We start from the raw sequence: 17580 nt of genomic DNA, 5'->3' as shown, positions 1-17580 counted from the left end.
CGCCGAGGTGGCGCAGGTACGGGCCTGCGGCGGCGGTCCGCCGGGGTCAGCCGAGCCAGCCCGGGCGTACCAGGCCGGATTCGTAGGCCAGCACGACCAGCTGGGCACGGTCGCGGGCGCCCAGTTTGGTCATGGCCCGGCTGACGTGGGTCTTCGCGGTGAGCGGGCTGACCACCAGGCGGCGGGCGATCTCGTCGTTGGACAGGCCGATACCGGCCAGCGCCATCACCTCGCGCTCGCGGTCGGTGAGCTGGTCGAGGGCGCTCATCGCCGCCGGCTCCTTGGAACGGGCGGCGAATTCGGCGATCAGCCGGCGGGTGACGCCGGGCGACAGCAGCGCGTCGCCGGCCACCACCGCGCGGACCGCCCGCAGGAGTTCGGCCGGCTCGGTGTCCTTGACCAGGAAGCCCGACGCGCCGGCGCGGATCGCCTCGAAGACGTATTCGTCCAGCTCGAACGTGGTCAGGACGACCACTTTCACCTGTTCGAGCGCGGTGTCGCCGGTGATGTGCCGGGTGGCGGCGAGCCCGTCCATCACCGGCATCCGGATGTCCATCAGCACGGCGGCCGGGCGCAGTTCGCGCACCGCCTCCAGTGCCTGCTGCCCGTTGGCCGCCTCCCCGACGACCTCGATGTCGCTCTGCGCGTCGAGCAGCGCCCGGAACCCCGCCCGCACCAGCGCCTGGTCGTCGGCCAGCACAACGCGGATCATGGTCGCTCCTCGGCGGCGGTCATCCCCAGCCGCCGACCCGCATCGTACGGCCGGCCCCTGTCGGCGGCATTGGTGGCGGGGCGCTCGGCACTCATGGCGGTGCCCTGGTCGCGGGCGGGTGGCGGCCCGGCAGGGGCAGGGTCGGCCACGGGCAGCGGCCCGGCAGGGGCAGCATCCCCGGAGGACAGCGCCCCGGCGAGGGCAGGATCGTCCAGGGCCGGTGACCCGGTGGAGACAGGGGCTTCGACGGCCGACCGTCCGGCGGGGGCACCGGGGCCACGCGTGACCTCCTGACCGGCGCGCGCACCCGACCCGGGCACGGGCGGCGACCCACCCGAGGCGAGGTCCACCCCAGACGGCGGCCCGGCAGGGGCAGGGTCTGCCGCGGGCAGCGGCCCGGCAGGGGCGGCATCCCCGGAGGACGGCGGCCCGGCAGGGGCGGGGTCATCTGCTGGTGGCGGCCCGCTGAGGGCGGGCTCCTCCGCGGGCAGCGGCCCGGTGTGGTCGGGCCGGTCCCGCGGGTCGGGCCGGTCCCGCGGGTCGGGTGCGACGAGCGGGTCGGGTGCGACGAGCGGGTCGGGTGCGACGAGCGGGTCGGGTGCGACGAGCGGCAGCCTGGCCCGTACGCGGAAGCCGCCGCCGGGGCGCGGCCCCGTCTCGACCGTGCCGCCCAGCGCGGCAGCGCGTTCGCGCATGCCGACCAGGCCGTTGCCGCCGCCGCTCTCGCCGCCGGTCACCGCCGGCCCGTCGTCGTCCACCTGTACCTCGACGCAGTCGGACCGATACCCGAGGAGTACGCGCGCGGTGCGCGATCCCGAGTGCCGCACGATGTTCGTCAACGCCTCCTGAACGATACGGAAGGCGGCGAGGTCGGCGCCCGGGGGCAGCGGCACCCGGGCGCCCTCGGCGGTCACCTGGGCCTGCAGCCCGGCGGCCGTGGCCTGGTCCAGCAGCTCGGGCAGCCGGTCCAGGCCCGGGGCGGGAGTACGCGGTGCCTCGCCCGGCGCCCGCAGCGCACTGAGCACCTGCCGCACCTCGCCGAGGGCCTCCTTGCTCGCCGCCTTGATGGTGGTGAGCGCGGTGCGGGCCTGCTCGGGCCGTTCGTCGATCAGCGCGAGGGCGACCCCGGCCTGCACATTGATCAGCGAGATGCTGTGCGCCAGCACATCGTGCAGCTCACGGGCGATCCGCATCCGCTCCTCGTCCACCCGGCGCCGCTCCGCCTCGGCCCGCTCCCGCCGCTCCCTGGCGATCTGCTCGCGCCGCATCCGGAACAGCTCCGCCCCGGCCAGCACCGCGAGCAGCCAGGCCCCGGCGCCCGACAGCTCCATCCACGACGTCCGGGTGTCCCCGGACGGCGGCAGCCAGTGGTAGAGCCACTCGCCGACCAGCACGTGGCCGACGTAGGCGCTGCCCGCCACGACGAGCACGGCTCTGCGGTGCCCGGCCGCCACCGCGCTGAAGAAGGCGACTACGAGGCTGGCGAAGACCGGCCCGTAGGGATAGCCGAGAACGGTGTAGAGCAGCGTCACCACGGCGGTGCCCGCGGCCACCTCGACCGGCCTGCGGCGGCGGAGCAGGAGCAGCGCGGGGCCCGCGAGCAGCAGCAGACAGCCGAGCCGGTCCAGGTCGACGCGCACGGTCTGGTGCCGTCCGGCCACGCTGGAGCCGACGACCTGGACGAAGGCCAGGGCCAGCGCGGGCACCCAGAGCGAGGGCATGCCGCCACCGCCCCGGCCGACGGGGAAGAGCCCATGCCGCGGCGGACCCTCCGGCTGCACCTCGCGCGTCATCCGTCCACGCTAGACCGCGGCCCGCGGCACCGGCATCCACTGCTCGGGGTCACCGCGGCTACTTCGCCGGGAGTATGCCGTCACCGCCGGCCGCGGCGCTGCCGCCCGGTGCGGTCGCCGCTGCGCCGACGGGTATCGCACCGGCCCGGGGGCCGCCGTCCGTACGCAGCCCCACCTGAGCGGCCAGCGAGACCGCGGCCTGCTCGAAGAATTCGCCGCGAGCCTCCACGACCCGGTTGAACTGGCCGAAGAGCTCGAAGCTGACGATGCCGAAGACCTGGGCCCACACGGCGACCAGCGCGGCGATCACCCGTATCGGCAGCTCGGGGGCCAGCTCGGCGGCGAGCCGCCCGGCGTCCGCGCGCACGGGACCGGCCAGCGGGCGGCCGGCGGGCTCGCCGAGCAGGCCGGCGGTGTGGGCGTCACGGACCACCGACACCAGTGTGAGAGCGACCCGGGAAGCGGGTGCGACCGTGTCCTGCGGCGCCGCGTAGCCGGGCACGGGCGAGCCGTAGATCAGGGCGTATTCGTAGGGGTGGCCGACCGCCCAGTCACGGACCGCGCGGCACACGGCGACCCAGCGGTCGAGCGGGTCCGCGGCCGGGGGCATCCCGTCGGCGGGTGCGGCGGCCCGCGCGGGCGGTACCGCCGCATCGGCCCCGGCGAGCGCCTGCTCGGCGGCGGCGCCGATCGCGTTGTAGGCGTCGATGATGAGGGCGGTGAGCAGGTCGTCGCGGCTGGGGAAGTAGCGGTAGAGGGCCGAGGACGCCATCCCGAGCTCGCGGGCGACCGCGCGCAGCGACAGACCGGAAGGTCCGTGCACGGCCAACTGCCGGCCCGCCTCCTCCTTGATGGCCGCGGTGATCTCCGCCCTGGCCCGTTCCCTGGCTCCTCTGATCGCACTCATGGAATCCAGTGTGCCACTTCCAAGAGCGATGACCAAGAACGAGAGCCGTGAAAAAATTAGAGAGCGGTGCTCTTGCTTCGAGGCGCACCGATCGGGCACACTGTTCTCAAGCGAGAGCAGCGCTCACAGAATCGGGAGAGACCCTCATGTCCGAGCAGGTCCAGCACGTTCAGAAGCCCGGCTGGTTCACCGTCAATGTCCTCAACCGCACCGTCGCGTTCCTGACCCGCCGCGGTTTCAGCGTCTGGGGTTCCCGGGTGCTGGCCGTCCGGGGCCGCAAGAGCGGTGAGTGGCGCACCACACCGGTCAATGTGCTCACGCTGGACGGCGAGCGCTATCTGGTGGCTCCTCGCGGCCACGTCCAGTGGACGCACAACATGCGGGCGGCGGGCGGCGGCCGGCTGCATCTGGGGAAGAGGGTCGAGGAGTTCACCGCGGTGGAGGTCGCCGACGACGACAAGACCCCGATATTGCGCGGGTACCTCAAGCGCTGGAAGGCCGAGGTCGGGGTCTTCTTCGGCGGCGTCGGCCCGGATTCCACCGCCGAGGAGCTGCGCGCGATAGCGCCCAAGCACCCGGTCTTCCGGATATCGCCGACCGCAGAGGCCGGGCGCGGCGCAGGGGGCGCGGGCAGGGGTGAGTGACGGTCCGGGGGCGCCGGATCGTGCGCGCCGCCCCCGGCTGCCGCTGCGGCCCGGCCGTCAGGCCCGGTTCACGCTGTCCAGCGCCCTGCGGGCCATCGGGTGGGTACGGACGATCTCGGCCAGCGAACTGCTGCCGCGGGTGATGCCGGCGAAGGCCCGCCAGGCCGGCGGGAAGGTGGTGAGCACCGCGTGCAGCAGGCCGGGGCGCCGCTCGAAGAGGGTGAGCATCCGGCGGCCGACGCCCATCTCGACGCCGAGGCCGGCCTTGACGGCGAAGGCGTAGTTGAGCGCCTGCCTACGGGCGTCCACCGCGTCGTGCGACTCGGCGATACGGACCGCCCACTCCCCCGCGAGCCGGCCGGAGCGCAGCGCGTAGGAGATGCCCTCGCGGGTCCAGGGTTCGAGCAGTCCGGCCGCGTCACCGCAGACCAGCACCCGGCCGCGGGACAGCGGCGAGTCGTCGGCGCGGCAGCGGGTGAGGTGCCCGCTGGACACGCTGGGCTCGAAGCCGGCCAGACCGAGGCGGGCGATGAAGTCGTCCAGGTAGCGCTTGGTGGCGCCGCCGTCGCCGCGGGCGGAGATGACGCCCACGGTGAGGGAGTCGCCCTTGGGGAAGACCCAGCCGTAACTGCCGGGCAGCGGACCCCAGTCGATGAGGACCCGGCCGCTCCAGTCCTCCGCCACGGCCGCCGGTACCGGGATCTCCGCCTCCAGGCCCAGGTCGACCTGGTCGAGCTTGACCCCGACGTGTGCTCCTATCCGGCTGGCGCTGCCGTCGGCTCCGACCACGGAGCGGGCGTAGACGATCTCCTCGTCGCGCTTGCCCGGCGCTCCCCCGCTGCCGTTCACTATCACCGCCACCGTGCGCCGGTCGGGCACACCGGGGCCGTGCTGCTCCACCCGGGAGACGGTCACACCGGTGCGCACCTCAGCGCCGGCCTCGCGGGCCGCGTCGACCAGAGCCGCGTCGAATTCGGGACGGTTGATCAGCCCGAAGAGCATCTGCCGGGAGCGCTTGGTCCTGGTCAGCCGGCCGTTCAGGCTGAAGGTGACCGCGTGCACCCGGTCGCGCAACGGCAGTTCGAAACCGGGCGGCAGCGCGTCCCGCGAAGGGCCGATGATGCCGCCGCCGCATGTCTTGTACCTGGGGAGATCCGCCTTCTCCAGCAGCAGGACCCGGCGGCCGGTGACCGCCGCCGCATGGGCGGCCGACGCTCCCGCGGGGCCTGCTCCGATCACCACGACGTCCCAGACCGTTGGCGTCTCGCCATCCCCCGCACCGCTGTCCTGCGCCGCCTGCTCACCGCTCACGTCTGTTTCCGCTCCCGCTCGGCCCGTCCGGCTGTCGTCGCCCCTGCTCAGCGCATCCTATTGCGCCCCCCGGGTTCGGTTCGCTGTGGCACCATCGGCAGCGACCCATTGCGTACGCCAACCACCACAGCAGCCCCCTGATTTCTTGCGAGGAGCAGCCCATGCCGTCCGTTCCGCTGTCCGAGACCGTCGCCTCACTCATGCCCCGGGCCCGTATCGAGCTGGCCGAGCTGGTGTCGTTCGCGTCGGTGGCCGACGAGCGGCAGTTCCCGCGCAGCGAGAGCGAGAAGGCGGCGGCCTGGGTGGCCGGAGCACTGCGGGACGAGGGCTTCCAGGACGTGGCCCTGCTCGACACGCCGGACGGCACCCAGTCGGTCTACGGCCTGCTGCCGGGCCCCGCGGGCGCGCCCACGGTATTGCTGTACGCGCACTACGACGTGCAGCCGCCGCTGGACGAGTCGGCGTGGCTGTCACCGCCGTTCGAGCTGACCGAGCGCGACGGCCGGTGGTACGGCCGGGGCTCCGCGGACTGCAAGGGCGGGCTGCTGATGCATCTGACGGCACTGCGGGCGCTGCGTGAGCACGGCGGGGCGCCGGTGAACGTCAAGGTGATCGTGGAGGGTTCGGAGGAGCAGGGCACCGGCGGTCTTGAGCGGTATGCCGAGGCGCACCCCGAGTTGCTCACCGCCGACGCGATCGTGATCGGCGACGCGGGGAATTTCCGGGTCGGGGTGCCGACTGTGACCTCGACGCTGCGCGGCATGGTGCTGCTGGAGCTGCGGGTGGCCACGCTCGAGGGCAACTTGCACTCGGGCCAGTTCGGCGGGGCGGCGCCCGACGCGCTCGCGGCACTGATCCGGATACTCGATTCGCTGCGGGACGCCTCGGGGGCGACCACCGTCGACGGTCTGGACGGTTCCGGCACATGGGCGGGGCTGAGCTATCCGGATGAGGACTTCCGCCGGGACGCCAAGGTGCTCGACGGGGTGGAGCTGGTCGGCACGGGCAATGTCGCCGACCGCATCTGGGCCCGCCCCTCGGTGACCGTGGTGGGCATCGACGCGCCCCCGGTCATCGGCGCCACGCCCTCGGTGCAGGCCACGGCGGGCGCGCTGGTGAGCGTACGGATACCGCCCGGCGTGACGGCGGAGCAGGCCTCGCACGCCCTGACGGAGCATCTGCGGTCGGCGGCGCCGTGGGGCGCCCGGGTCGAGGTGACGCAGCGCGGCAGCGGCCAGCCCTTCCAGGCGGACACCAGCAGCCCGGCCTACGAGGCGATGGCGGAGGCGATGCGGGAGGCGTACGGCCAGGAGCTGTCGATCGCCGGGCAGGGCGGTTCGATCCCGCTGTGCAACACGCTGGCGACGCTCTATCCGCAGGCGGAGATCCTGCTGATCGGGCTGAGCGAGCCGGAGGCGCAGATCCACGCGGCCAACGAGAGCGTGTCGCCGCAGGAGTTGGAGCGGCTGGCGCTGGCGGAGGCGGTCTTCCTGCAGCGCTATGCGGCGTCGAAGGCGCCCGCCTCGGCGGGCTGAGCGCCGGGGGCGCGTGCTGCCGGACCCGCCCGAGCGCCGGGGGCGGGACCGGCAGCGGGTCATTCGACCGGGTGACCGGCTTCCAGGTTGAGGCGGCGGCCCTGTTCGCGGGCGCGCAGCGCCCAGCGCAGCCGGTCGAGCCGGACCGGCGGCAGGAGGCCGGCGGCCTCGTCCTCGGTGACGAAGCGCCAGTCGCGGAGTTCGGCGGGCGGCAGCATCAGCCGGCCGATGTCGGCGGTCGGCACCCGGCCGCCGTCGAAGAGCAGCCGCAGCCCGCCGTGCCCCGGCGGGTGCGGCGGCTCCCAGTCGACCACGAGGAGTTCGAGCCCGCGGGTCAGCTCGATGCCCAGTTCCTCGGCGACCTCGCGGTGTCCGGCCCGCACCGGTGACTCGCCGCGCTCGACGACTCCGCCGGGGAATTCCCAGCCGGGTTTGTAGGTGGGGTCGACCAGCAGGACACGGTCGGCGTCGTCGAAGAGCAGCACTCCTGCCGCCACCGTCTCGGCCCGCGGCTCAGGAGTCTGTACGATGCCGCAGGCACCCTCGCCGCGGCCGACCGCCTCGGTGAGCCGCAGCGCCGTCTCCCGCGGCGTGAGCTCGGCGGTGCGGAGCACATGGGCGTCACGCGCCAGCCAGGGCAGCGCGTCGAGGTAGTCGGGGATGCGTTCCAGCGCCCAGCGCCGGGCCGGCTCGCCGACCGGCGAACGGTCGGGGTTTTCGGTCCACGCGGTGATCCGACATCGCAGGATCGTTTCTCCGGGATCGACCAGCAGATGCCGTACCTCGATCCCGCGCGAGGCGAGCCCGCCGAAGATCTCGTCCCGGTGCTCCTGGCGCAGCAGCGTCATCGGGACCACGAGGACCCCGCCGACCTCGGCCAGCAGTGCGGCGGCGGTCTCGACCACCAACCGCCGCCAGATACGGAGTTCCTGGTAGTCGGTGACCTCCTGGAGCCGCTTCTCCGGCAGCAGTTGCCGCAGGCAGCCCCCGAGCACGTCGGGGTCGTACAGGGTGCTCTCCGGTATGAGGTCGAGCATCTCGCGTGCGGCGCTGGATTTGCCCGCGCCGAACGCCCCGTTCACCCAGATGATCACGGTGCCCCCTTATCCGTTGACCCCTACGAATTGCCCGGATCATCGCCCCCGGCAAACGCGCCGGCCCCGGCAGCGCCGCGTACCGGCTGCAGCAGCCGGGCCGGGGCGGTGAGCGCGGCGGCGACCGGGTCGGCGCGGCCCGGACGGTCCCCGGGGCGCAGGTAGCGCCTCTCGACGTCGGCGGGCGCCACCTGTGCCACCCCGCACACCGGGCAGCCGCCGGTCATGTCCAGCCGGGTGCCGCAGACGGCGTGGTGGAAGGTCCTGGCCGGCTCCCCCGCCGAGGCGTGCAGCCCGCCCCAGCGCATCAGCGCATGCAGCGGCGGCCACAGGTCGAGGCCGGCGTCGGTGAGGACGTAGTCGTACCGCGGGGGCGACTGCTGATAGGCCTCCTTGCGCAGCACTCCCGCCCCGGTGAGCGCGGACAGCCGCGCGGTGAGCACGGCCCGCGGGATGTCCAGGTGGACCAGGAAGTCGTTGAACCTGCGGACGCCGTAGAAGGCGTCCCGCACGATCAGCAGGCTCCAGCGCTCGCCGACCACCTCCAGGGCGCGGGCGAGCGAGCAGTCCTGCTGGGCGTAATCGGTTCCGAGTGCCATACGGCCCAGCCTACCGCCAGGTTCATTGAACAGACTTACGTGCTAGTCTGCACTCCGCCCCAACGAGTTCATTGACCAGACTCACTGTCGCGGCGCTCCCGGCCCGACCGCCCCAGCGGAGGAAACCTGATGAACGCCCAGGCCGCACAGCGCACCGCGGCGACGGCCGCCGCCGCGCCCGTTGACCCGGACCCCGACGGCGGACCGGGTGCGGCAGCCGCGCCGGGCGCCGCGATGACGCTGCTGACCGTCGGCCTGGGCACCCTGGTCACGCTGATGGCGTTCACCGCCCCCGCCACCACGCTGGCCGCCACCTCGCGCGGGCTGCACTCGGGCGCGGTCGCCGAGACCTGGATGCTGACCGGCACACCGGTGGGTCTGGCCGCCCTGCTGCTCACCATGGGCAGCGTCGCGGACGCCCGCGGGCGGCGCCGTACGTTCGCGGCGGGCGCGGTCCTGCTGCTGCTCGCCACCGCGCTGTCGGCCACCGCTCCCGACACCGCGCTCTTCCTGGCCGGCCGGATCCTCCAGGGCGTGGCCAGCGCCGCCGTGCTCGCCGCCGGCCTCGGCCTGATCGCCGACGCCCACCCGGCAGGGCAACACCGGGTCCGCGCCCTGGGCATATGGGGCGCGACCGTCGGCGGCGGTATCGCGATCGGCCCGGTCTACGCGGCCCTGCTCACCCAGGAGTGGGGCTGGCGGTCGCTCTACTGGGGCCTGGCGCTGCTCACCGTGCCGGTGGCCGCGCTCAGCGCGACAGTCCCCGAGTCGCGGGCCGAGCACCCCCGCCGCCTCGACGTCGCGGGCGCGGTCACCCTCGGCGCCGGCACGGCCGCGCTGGTCGCCGGGTTCGGGGAGAGCCGCGGCGGCTGGCTGCGGCCGGCCGTACTGGTCCTGCTGGCCGCGGCCGTCCTGGCGCTCGCCGTCTTCGCCTCGGTGGAGCGCCGGGTGGCGGAACCCCTGCTGGACCCGGCCCTGTGGCGCAGCCCCGCCTTCCTCGCCGCCGGAGTCGGAGCGCTGACCACCGGTCTGGCCGTGGTCGGCCTGTTCAGCTGTCTGCCGACCATGGTGCAGGGGGTGCTCGGCACCAGCGCGGTGTCGACAAGTCTGCTCTTCGTGGTCTGGTCGGGCGTCTCCGCGGTGTCCGCGCTGCTGGCCCGCCGCCTTGCGCCGCACATCGGCGCCGACACCCAGGCCGCCCTCGGCCTGGCCATCTCCGCGGTCGGCCAGGGCGCCCTGTACGGCATGCACGTCGGCGGCTCGTACGGCCGGCTCTTCCCGGGCCTCGCCGTCGCCGGTGTCGGCAGCGGCATCCTCAACGCGGCGCTGGCCCGGCTGGCGGTCGCCGGCGTGCCTGCCGAGCGCAGCGCGATGGGTTCCGGCGCCAACAACACCGCCCGCTACGTCGGCTCCGCCCTCGGCGTCGCCCTGACCGTCTCGGTCGTGACGGCGGCCCACGGCCACTCCCCCGCCGCCGCACTGGCCACCGGCGCCAACCACGCCTTCCTGCTCAGCTCCGCCGCCTGCCTCGCCGGCGCGTGCGCCGTCCTGCTGCTGGCCCGTCGTGCCCGCCGCACGGCCGCCCGCTCCGGCGCCGCCGCAATTGCCGCGGCGAAGCAGGGTCAGGCAGCGGCGTGCCGTACGTGCAGGTGACCGTCGCGCGGGTAGGCGGGAGGAGCCGACGGCAGGGTCCTGTCGAGCCGGTAGCCGCTCTTCCCGGCGACGCGGCAGGACGCCAGGTTGTCGACCTGGTGGAGGAGTTCGAGGCGTTCCAGGCCGTCGGCCCGGAAGGCCTCGAAGGACCAGGCGGTGAGAGCCTCGACGGCCCGTGGGGCCACACCCCGCCCGCGCGCCTGTGCCGCCGTCCAGTAGCCGACCTCGGCGGACGGCGTACCGGAGACGACGCCCTTGAGCACCACATGGCCCACCAACCGCGGCGGCGCCGCGTCAAGTCCTGCGCCGAGCCCCGCGTCATGGGCCGCTTCAAGGACGGCGAAGCCGAACCGCTCGCCCCTTGTCCAGTCCCGCTCCTGGGCCCGCACCCACGTCAGCCCCGCGTCCTCAGTGTCCACGGGACAGCGCGTCCAACGCCGCAGCACGGGATCCCGGTGCACCTCGACCAGCGCAGCGACGTCCTCCGCGCACCAGGGGCGCAGGACGAGAGCGGGAGCCGTCGGCGTCGCGCCGGCCTTGAGGGTGACGGGAGAGGTCATCGCCGGATCGTACGCGGCAGCGCAACTGCCGGTCCCGGCCCCCCGGTCCCGAGCCCGCGCCGTCAGCCGGCCACGAAGCCGGCCAGGCCGAGGCCCTGGGCCGCCGCCGCTGCCGCGCCCACCAGGCCCGCGTCCGTGCCGAGTTTGGCCGGTACCACGTCCACGCCGGCGGCGAAGGAGAGCGTGGCGTAACGGGTCAGGTGGTCGCGCAGCGGGTCGAAGAGCACCGGGCCCGCGCCCGCGACGCCGCCGCCGATGACCGCGACATTGATCTCGACCAGGGTCGCGGTCGCGGCGATACCGGCCGCGAGAGCCTGCGCGGCGCGGTCGAAGGAGGCGGTCGCGAGCGGATTGCCGGCCCGCGCGGACTCGGCGACGGCCGCCGCGGTGGGCTCGGTGCCGGCCGGCGGCAGCCAGCCGGACTCCAGGGCGCGGCGGGCGATGTTGGGGCCGCTGGCGATGCGTTCGACGCAGCCGCGGGAGCCGCACGGGCACGGGTCGCCGTCGAGGTCGACGCTGATGTGGCCGATGTGCCCGGCGTTGCCGGTCGGCCCGGGCAGCAGCGCCCCGCCGAGCACGAGCCCGCCGCCGACACCCGTGGACACCACCATGCACAGCGCGTTGTCGTAGCCGCGGGCCGCGCCCTGCCAGTGCTCGGCCGCGGTCATCGCGACGCCGTCGCCGGTGAGCACGACGGGCAGGCCGCCGGCCGCCTCGCCGACCCGCGGCACCAGCGGGAAGTCGCGCCACCCGGGCACGTTGACCGGGCTGACGGTGCCGTGCAGGGCGTCCACCGGGCCCGCGCTGCCGATGCCCACGGCGACCGCCGCGGACCATTGCGGGGCCGCGCGCAATTCCGCGACGACCTCGGCGACGGCCCGCATCACCGTCTCGCCGTCCCGCCCCGCCGGCGTCGGCCGCAGTGCCCGCGCCACGGGGCGGCCCTCGGTGTCGATGAGCGCCCCGGCGATCTTCGTACCGCCGATGTCCAGTGCGGCCACGAGTGGACCGGTCGCGCCGTGGGGGTGCATCGTTCGGGGGTCTCCTTCATCGTTGTGTCGCCCGGGTTCCGCGACGGCGGTCCCAGAGGTAGTCTCGCCTGATCGTGACAACGTTGTCCATCTCTTGCCGCAGGGAATACTACGACCGTGACCCATACTCCTGGACGTGTCCCCCGGCCCACCATGAAGGATGTCGCCGCCAGGGCGGGCGTCGGACTCAAGACGGTCTCCCGGGTGGTGAACGAGGAACCGGGCGTCACGCCCGACACTGTGGCCCGCGTGCAGTCCGCCATCGACGCCCTCGGCTTCCGGCGCAATGACAGCGCCCGCCTGCTGCGCACCCGCAGGACCGCGAGCGTCGGACTGGTGCTCGAAGACCTCGCCGACCCCTTCTACGGGTCGCTCAGCCGCGCGGTGGAGGATGTGGCCCGCGCGCACGGCGCGCTGCTGTTCACCGGTTCGAGTACCGAGAATCCGCGCCGCGAGCAGGAACTGGTGCTGGCCTTCTGCGCCCGCCGGGTCGACGGCCTGGTCGTGGTGCCCGCCGGCGACGACCACCGCTATCTCACCCCGGAGATCGACGCGGGTGTGGCCACGGTGTTCGTGGACCGCCCGGCCGGCCGGATCGACGCGGACGTCGTCCTCACCGACAACGCGGGCGGCACCCGCACCGGGGTCGCCCACCTGATCGCGCACGGCCACCGCAGGATCGGCTTCATCGGCGACCAGCCCGGCATCCACACCGCCGCCGAGCGGCTGCGCGGCTACCGCGAGGCGATGGCCGACGCCGGGCTGCCGGTACGCCCCGACTGGTACGCGATGGGCCCGACCACGCCCGACCGGGTCAGGGCGGCGCTGGCCACCATGCTCACCGGGCCCGCGCCGGTCACCGCGCTCTTCGCCGGCAACAACCGGGTGACCGTCACGGCGGTACGCGTGCTGTCGGGACGCCCGCAGCCGGTCGCGCTGGTCGGCTTCGACGACTTTGAACTCGCCGACCTGCTCGACCCGCCGGTCACCGTCGTGGCCCAGGACGCCCCCGGCCTCGGCCGCAACGCCGCGCAGCTGCTCTTCCGCCGGCTGGACGGCGTCACCTCGGAGGAGCCCAGCCGCATCGAACTGCCGGCCCGGCTGATCCCGCGCGGCTCCGGCGAGATCCCGCCGGCCTCCTGACACGCCGGGGCCGCCCCCCGCGGGCGTACCGCTACCGGCCGGCCAGCGCGTCGAGTTCGCCGCGGGCCAGCCCGGTGCGCCCGCTGACCTCCGCCGGGTCCACGGCGCCGCAGTCCAGGCCGCGCAGCAGATAACCGCTGAGCGCGCGGGCCGTCGCGGGCTCGTCGAGCACCGCGCCCGCGGTTTTGGCCACGTAGCCGGCCAGCCGCGCGGCGGCCGTGTCCAGGCCCTCCCGGCAGAAGGCGTAGACGGCCGCATAACGGGTCGGCAGCTGCGCCGGGTGCATGTCCCAGCCCTGGTAGTAGCCGCGGGCCAGCGAGCGGCGCACGAGCCCGTAGTGCAGGCGCCAGGCGGCGTGCACCGATTCGGTCGGGCCGACCGGCAGCACATTGGTGGAGCCGTCGGAGAGCCGTACGCCGGTGCCTGCGGCGGCGACCTGCATCACGGCCTTGGCGTGGTCGGCGGCCGGGTGGTCGGGGGCCTGGTGGGCGGCGCTGATCCCGCAGGCGGCGCTGTAGTCGAAGGTGCCGTAGTGCAGGGCGGTGGCGCGGCCCGCCGCCGCATCGATGAGCCGGGGCACGGTGGCGGCGCCGTCGGGGCCCAGGATGGACTGGGTGGTCTCGATCTGGATCTCGAAGCCGATCCGGCCCGCGGGCAGCCCCGCGGCCCGTTCGAACTGCCCGCACAGCGCGGCCATGGCGGCCACCTGGGCGGGAAAGGTCACTTTGGGCAGCGTGAGCGCCAGCCCTTCCGGCAGCTCGCCGCCGTCGAGCAGCGCGGTGAGGAAGAGGTCGAGGGTACGGATGCCGCGGTCCCGTACGGCCGCCTCCATGCACTTCATGCGGATGCCGATCCAGGGCGGGGCGCTGCCGTCCTCGGTCATCGCGGTCACGGTGTGCGCCACCGCCAGCGCGGCGGCGTCCTCCTCGGCGTCGGACCGGGCGCCGTAGCCGTCCTCGAAGTCGATCCGCAGGTCCTCCACCGGCTCGCGGCGCAGTTTGTCCCGCACCCGGTCGTGGACGTCGGCGGCGAGGCCGTCGGGCAGCCCAAGCACGCCGGCCAGCGCCGCGGCGTCCGGCGCGTGCTCGTCCAGCGCCGCCAGCGCCCGGTCGCCCCATTGCCGCACGGTCCCCGCGGTGAAGGCGTCGGCGGGCACATAGACGGTGTGCACCGGCTGCCGGGTGCCGGGGTCGCCGGGGTAGCGCAGGGCCAGTTCGGCGTCGGTGGCGGCCAGCGACGCGCCGATCTCCGCGACGTACGCGTCCGCAAGTGTCGTACCGGCCGGCTGCGGCATGGACCACCCTCCCGAATTCAACAAACCGTTGAAGCGACGCTAGCCGCGGCGTTCGGCCGGGTCAACACCCGAAGGGCGCACGCCGCGGCCCCCGTACGCGGGGCGTACGGGGGCCGGAACGCGGTCCTGCGGCGGCGGTTCAGCCCTTGCGGGCCTTGACCTCCTCGGTCAGCTGCGGGACGACCTGGAAGAGGTCGCCGACCACGCCGTAGTCGACCAGGTCGAAGATCGGGGCCTCGGCGTCCTTGTTGACCGCCACGATCGTCTTGGAGGTCTGCATGCCGGCCCGGTGCTGGATCGCACCGGAGATGCCGTTGGCGATGTAGAGCTGCGGCGAGACCGACTTGCCGGTCTGGCCGACCTGGTTGGCGTGCGGGTACCAGCCGGCGTCCACCGCGGCGCGCGAGGCGCCGACGGCCGCGCCGAGCGAGTCGGCGAGCGCCTCGATGACCGAGAAGTTCTCGGCGCCGTTGACGCCGCGCCCGCCGGAGACCACGATCGCGGCCTCGGTCAGGTCAGGACGCCCGGTCGACTGGCGCGGGGTGCGGGCGACAATCTTCGTGCCGGTGGCCAGCTCGCCGAAGGTGACCGCCAGCGGTTCGACGGTGCCGGCCGCAGGGGCGGTCTCGACCGGTGCGGAGTTCGGCTTGACGGTGATCACCGGTACACCGCGGCTGACCCGGGACCTGGTGGTGAAGGCGGCGGCGAAGACCGACTGGGTCGCGACCGGCCCGTCGTCGCCCGCCACCAGGTCGGTGGCGTCGGTGATGATGCCGGAGTCGAGCCGCAGCGCGAGGCGGGCCGCGATCTCCTTGCCCTCGGCGGAGGACGCCACCAGGACGGCGGCCGGCGACACGGCGGCGGCCGCGGCCTGCAGCGCGTCCACCTTGGGCACGACCAGGTAGTCGGTGAATTCGGGCGCGTCGGCGGCGAGCACCCTGACCGCACCGTGCTCGGCGAGCACCGTGGCGGCGGCCTCGGCGCCGGGGCCGAGGTGGACGGCGACCGGGTCGCCGATCCGGCGGGCCAGGGTCAGCAGTTCGAGGGTCGGCTTGCGGACGGCACCGTCCACGTGGTCGACAAGGACGAGGACTTCAGCCATGGGAATCGTTCTCCTGCGGAAAGTGAGGGGCGGGGGCGGGCCTGCGGTCGCTGCCACGCCCTGGCGCGGGGCGCCGGGCGGGGCCGTTCATCAGATGAACTTCTGCTCCGCGAGGTAGGCCGCGAGCTGCTTGCCGCCTTCGCCCTCGTCCTTGACGATCGTGCCCGCGGTACGCGGCGGGCGCTGGGTGGCGTCCTGCACGGCGGTCCAGGCGCCGCCGAGGCCCACGTCGGACGCGTCGATGCCCAGGTCCGACAGGTCCAGGGCCTCCACGGGCTTCTTCTTGGCGGCCATGATGCCCTTGAAGGACGGGTAGCGGGCCTCGCCGGACTGGTCGGTGACCGACACCAGCGCGGGCAGCGACGCCTCCAGCTGCTCGCTGGCCGCGTCGCCGTCGCGGCGCCCGGTCACCTTGCCGTCGGTCACCGCGACCTCGGACAGCAGTGTGACCTGCGGGATGCCCAGGCGCTCCGCGATCAGCGCGGGCACCACACCCGCCGTGCCGTCGGTGGACGCCATGCCGGTGACGACCAGGTCGTAGCCGACGTGCTCGATGGCCTTGGCGAGCACCAGCGACGTCCCGATGACGTCGGTGCCGTGCAGCGCGTCGTCCTCGACGTGCACGGCCTTGTCCGCGCCCATGGACAGCGCCTTGCGCAGCGCGTCCTTGGCGTCCTCGGGGCCGACCGTCAGTACGGTGATCTCGGCGTCGTCGGCGGCGCCGGCGATCTGCAGCGCCTGCTCGACGGCGTATTCGTCCAGCTCCGACAGCAGGCCGTCGACCGCGTCGCGGTCGGTGGTCAGGTCATCGGCGAAGTGACGGTCGCCGGTGGCGTCGGGCACGTACTTCACAGCGACTACGATCCTCAAGCTCACGCCTGCTCTCCTACCTACTGCATCGTCCTGCACGTCTTCGTCAACTGCCCCGGCAGCGCCCTGGCAAGTGCCCCGGAATTGGCAGCATAGGCGCCTGCGGCTGCGGGCCCCCGCCGGGACGCAACTCACGTCGCGGCGAGTACCCCGGCAGATATATTACTCGCCAGTACACAGACAGTGCCGCCGCTTCGCAAGGTTCGTCCGCTGTGAGCTGCCCTACCCCGCCCGCCGAGGCGCCGAACCGCGCCGTCAGACAGCGGCGCCCAGTGCGGCGATCACGTCGGCCTTCCGGGGCTGTCCCGACGCCCTGCGGACCACCGCGCCGTCCGCGTCGAGCACCAGCACGGTGGGCGTCCTGAGGATGTGCAGCCGCCGGACGAGGTCGAGCTGCGCCTCGGCGTCGATCTCCACATGGCGCACCCCCTCGACCAGGGCGGCGACCTCGGCCAGCACCCGCCGGGTGGCCCGGCAGGGCGCGCAGAAGGCGCTGGAGAACTGCACCAGGGTGGCCCGCTCGCCCAGCGGCCCGCCGAGGTCCGCCGCCGTCAGCCGCTCGTCGCCGTCCTTGGCACCCACCCGGATCCTCCCGTCCCTGCGCCGGTGCAGGACACCGAAGGCACTCGCCGCCGCGAGCACGGCAAGGCACACCACCAGGCCCGTCATCGCCGTCCTCCTCCGCCGCCGCCACTGCGCCGCATTGTCCACCCGCGCGCGAACCGCGCCGTATTCCCGCACGTCAGCGTTTATACGACCGCAATGATTCCCGCGGGCGCAGCCGCCCGCGGGTCGGTCATCATTCCGGTCATGGACATCGACGTACGCGGCCCCCGGTTCGGCGCGGCCCTCACCACCGCGGTGCTCGCGGCGGTCCTGATCACCGGCAGCGGCGTGCTGCTCGCGGTCCAGGCGGCGCTGTTCGCCGTGGGCGCGGCGGCCGGTGTGCAGCGGTCGCCGTACGGCTGGGTCTTCCGCACCCTGATACGCCCCAGGATCGGCCCGCCGCCCGCCACCGAGGACGCGGCGCCGCCGCGCTTCGCGCAGGCCGTGGGGCTGGCCTTCGCCGTTGTCGGGGTGGTGGGCTATCTGGCGGGCCCGCAGTGGCTGGGCATGGCGGCCACCGGCTGCGCCCTCGCCGCCGCCTTTCTGAACGCCGCCTTCGCCTATTGCCTCGGGTGCGAGATGTACCTGGCCCTGAGGCGTACGCTCACCTGAGCGGGGCGACCGGCCGCCGACGCGGAGGCGGCATGGCGGTGCCAATGGCGTGACGTGAGAAGAATCTCCCCGGGTCGGGACCGCCCGGGGTGACAGCGGACCCGCTGCCGGGGC

17 protein-coding genes are annotated in these 17580 nt (G+C 74.2%); 5 read left to right on the top strand and 12 right to left on the bottom strand.

Annotated elements, in window-relative coordinates:
• Positions 1–46: 46 nt before the first annotated feature.
• From OHA86_RS32935 to OHA86_RS32925, 3 genes are read right to left on the bottom strand one after another with little or no spacing between them, the layout of a single operon-like run.
• Positions 47–712: a response regulator transcription factor gene (locus OHA86_RS32935; protein ID WP_329181255.1), complete on the bottom strand. Its 666-nt coding sequence runs from the start codon at positions 710–712 to the stop codon at positions 47–49.
• Complete coding sequence (locus OHA86_RS36185) at positions 709–2505, bottom strand: sensor histidine kinase (protein ID WP_443071930.1); 1797 nt, start codon at positions 2503–2505, stop codon at positions 709–711. Before OHA86_RS36185 ends, OHA86_RS32935 begins: the two co-directional genes overlap by 4 nt.
• 58 nt (positions 2506–2563) lie before the next feature.
• Complete coding sequence (locus OHA86_RS32925) at positions 2564–3412, bottom strand: TetR/AcrR family transcriptional regulator (RefSeq protein ID WP_329181254.1); 849 nt, start codon at positions 3410–3412, stop codon at positions 2564–2566.
• A gap of 146 nt (positions 3413–3558) precedes the next feature.
• Between OHA86_RS32925 and OHA86_RS32920 the strand changes: the two genes are divergently transcribed.
• Positions 3559–4056 carry a nitroreductase family deazaflavin-dependent oxidoreductase gene (locus OHA86_RS32920; RefSeq protein ID WP_329181253.1) on the top strand — a complete coding sequence of 166 codons (498 nt, stop codon included), beginning with the start codon at positions 3559–3561 and terminating at the stop codon, positions 4054–4056.
• 57 nt (positions 4057–4113) lie between these two features.
• On the opposite strand, the gene OHA86_RS32915 is transcribed toward OHA86_RS32920, so the two are convergent.
• Positions 4114–5367, bottom strand: a complete 1254-nt coding sequence (locus OHA86_RS32915) for a geranylgeranyl reductase family protein (RefSeq protein ID WP_329181251.1) — start codon at positions 5365–5367, stop codon at positions 4114–4116.
• A gap of 161 nt (positions 5368–5528) precedes the next feature.
• Between OHA86_RS32915 and OHA86_RS32910 the strand changes: the two genes are divergently transcribed.
• Positions 5529–6902, top strand: a complete 1374-nt coding sequence (locus OHA86_RS32910) for a dipeptidase (RefSeq protein ID WP_329181249.1) — start codon at positions 5529–5531, stop codon at positions 6900–6902.
• A 59-nt stretch (positions 6903–6961) separates the two neighbouring features.
• On the opposite strand, the gene OHA86_RS32905 is transcribed toward OHA86_RS32910, so the two are convergent.
• Entirely contained in the window at positions 6962–7996 is a 1035-nt protein-coding gene (locus OHA86_RS32905; RefSeq protein WP_329181247.1) for an NUDIX hydrolase, read from the bottom strand.
• A gap of 23 nt (positions 7997–8019) precedes the next feature.
• Positions 8020–8595, bottom strand: a complete 576-nt coding sequence (locus OHA86_RS32900; protein ID WP_329181245.1) for a winged helix-turn-helix transcriptional regulator — start codon at positions 8593–8595, stop codon at positions 8020–8022.
• Positions 8596–8724: 129 nt separating this feature from the next.
• Between OHA86_RS32900 and OHA86_RS32895 the strand changes: the two genes are divergently transcribed.
• On the top strand, positions 8725–10248 hold the full coding sequence (locus tag OHA86_RS32895) for an MFS transporter (protein WP_329181244.1): 1524 nt from the start codon (positions 8725–8727) through the stop codon (positions 10246–10248).
• Here OHA86_RS32895 and OHA86_RS32890 read toward each other — a convergent pair.
• Both OHA86_RS32890 and OHA86_RS32885 read right to left on the bottom strand, forming a co-directional pair.
• Complete coding sequence (locus OHA86_RS32890; RefSeq protein WP_329181242.1) at positions 10218–10808, bottom strand: GNAT family N-acetyltransferase; 591 nt, start codon at positions 10806–10808, stop codon at positions 10218–10220. The genes OHA86_RS32895 and OHA86_RS32890 overlap by 31 nt on opposite strands.
• A 62-nt stretch (positions 10809–10870) precedes the next feature.
• Positions 10871–11839, bottom strand: a complete 969-nt coding sequence (locus OHA86_RS32885) for an ROK family protein (protein ID WP_329181240.1) — start codon at positions 11837–11839, stop codon at positions 10871–10873.
• Positions 11840–11992: 153 nt separating this feature from the next.
• Here OHA86_RS32885 and OHA86_RS32880 point away from each other — a divergent pair, with 153 nt between their 5' ends.
• Entirely contained in the window at positions 11993–12982 is a 990-nt protein-coding gene (locus tag OHA86_RS32880) for a LacI family DNA-binding transcriptional regulator (RefSeq protein ID WP_329182643.1), read from the top strand.
• A gap of 31 nt (positions 12983–13013) precedes the next feature.
• Here the strand turns inward: OHA86_RS32880 and OHA86_RS32875 are convergent, their stop codons facing one another.
• From OHA86_RS32875 to OHA86_RS32860, 4 genes are all read right to left on the bottom strand, one after another.
• The gene (locus OHA86_RS32875; RefSeq protein ID WP_329181238.1) at positions 13014–14276 is read right to left on the bottom strand and encodes a DUF6986 family protein; all 1263 of its coding nucleotides are present in this window, start codon (positions 14274–14276) and stop codon (positions 13014–13016) included.
• A 139-nt stretch (positions 14277–14415) separates the two neighbouring features.
• Positions 14416–15378: an electron transfer flavoprotein subunit alpha/FixB family protein gene (locus OHA86_RS32870; protein WP_329181236.1), complete on the bottom strand. Its 963-nt coding sequence runs from the start codon at positions 15376–15378 to the stop codon at positions 14416–14418.
• A 90-nt stretch (positions 15379–15468) separates the two neighbouring features.
• Positions 15469–16254 (bottom strand): electron transfer flavoprotein subunit beta/FixA family protein, encoded by a 786-nt coding sequence (locus OHA86_RS32865; protein ID WP_329181234.1) that lies wholly within the window; start codon positions 16252–16254, stop codon positions 15469–15471.
• Positions 16255–16503: 249 nt separating this feature from the next.
• Positions 16504–16917 carry a thioredoxin family protein gene (locus OHA86_RS32860; protein WP_329181232.1) on the bottom strand — a complete coding sequence of 138 codons (414 nt, stop codon included), beginning with the start codon at positions 16915–16917 and terminating at the stop codon, positions 16504–16506.
• Positions 16918–17058: 141 nt separating this feature from the next.
• On the opposite strand from OHA86_RS32860, the gene OHA86_RS32855 reads away from it, so the two are divergent.
• Positions 17059–17466 carry a DUF4395 domain-containing protein gene (locus OHA86_RS32855; RefSeq protein WP_329181231.1) on the top strand — a complete coding sequence of 136 codons (408 nt, stop codon included), beginning with the start codon at positions 17059–17061 and terminating at the stop codon, positions 17464–17466.
• Positions 17467–17580: the final 114 nt, after the last annotated feature.

This window comes from Streptomyces sp. NBC_01477 (genome assembly GCF_036227245.1).
Classification (GTDB): domain Bacteria; phylum Actinomycetota; class Actinomycetes; order Streptomycetales; family Streptomycetaceae; genus Actinacidiphila.
Note: the sequence above shows the minus strand (reverse complement) of the source record. Positions and strands in the feature narration are given on the sequence as shown.

Bases quoted from the DNA above. Each gene is read 5' to 3' on its own strand.
- OHA86_RS32925 (WP_329181254.1), bottom strand. From the start codon at position 3,412: ATGAGTGCGATCAGAGGAGCCAGGGAACGGGCCAGGGCGGAGATCACC.
- OHA86_RS32900 (WP_329181245.1), bottom strand. From the start codon at position 8,595: ATGGCACTCGGAACCGATTACGCCCAGCAGGACTGCTCGCTCGCCCGC.
- OHA86_RS32895 (WP_329181244.1), top strand. From the start codon at position 8,725: ATGAACGCCCAGGCCGCACAGCGCACCGCGGCGACGGCCGCCGCCGCG.
- OHA86_RS32860 (WP_329181232.1), bottom strand. From the start codon at position 16,917: ATGACGGGCCTGGTGGTGTGCCTTGCCGTGCTCGCGGCGGCGAGTGCC.
- OHA86_RS32935 (WP_329181255.1), bottom strand. From the start codon at position 712: ATGATCCGCGTTGTGCTGGCCGACGACCAGGCGCTGGTGCGGGCGGGG.
- OHA86_RS32855 (WP_329181231.1), top strand. From the start codon at position 17,059: ATGGACATCGACGTACGCGGCCCCCGGTTCGGCGCGGCCCTCACCACC.
- OHA86_RS36185 (WP_443071930.1), bottom strand. From the start codon at position 2,505: ATGACGCGCGAGGTGCAGCCGGAGGGTCCGCCGCGGCATGGGCTCTTC.
- OHA86_RS32910 (WP_329181249.1), top strand. From the start codon at position 5,529: ATGCCGTCCGTTCCGCTGTCCGAGACCGTCGCCTCACTCATGCCCCGG.
- OHA86_RS32920 (WP_329181253.1), top strand. From the start codon at position 3,559: ATGTCCGAGCAGGTCCAGCACGTTCAGAAGCCCGGCTGGTTCACCGTC.
- OHA86_RS32885 (WP_329181240.1), bottom strand. From the start codon at position 11,839: ATGCACCCCCACGGCGCGACCGGTCCACTCGTGGCCGCACTGGACATC.
- OHA86_RS32880 (WP_329182643.1), top strand. From the start codon at position 11,993: ATGAAGGATGTCGCCGCCAGGGCGGGCGTCGGACTCAAGACGGTCTCC.
- OHA86_RS32870 (WP_329181236.1), bottom strand. From the start codon at position 15,378: ATGGCTGAAGTCCTCGTCCTTGTCGACCACGTGGACGGTGCCGTCCGC.
- OHA86_RS32875 (WP_329181238.1), bottom strand. From the start codon at position 14,276: ATGCCGCAGCCGGCCGGTACGACACTTGCGGACGCGTACGTCGCGGAG.
- OHA86_RS32890 (WP_329181242.1), bottom strand. From the start codon at position 10,808: ATGACCTCTCCCGTCACCCTCAAGGCCGGCGCGACGCCGACGGCTCCC.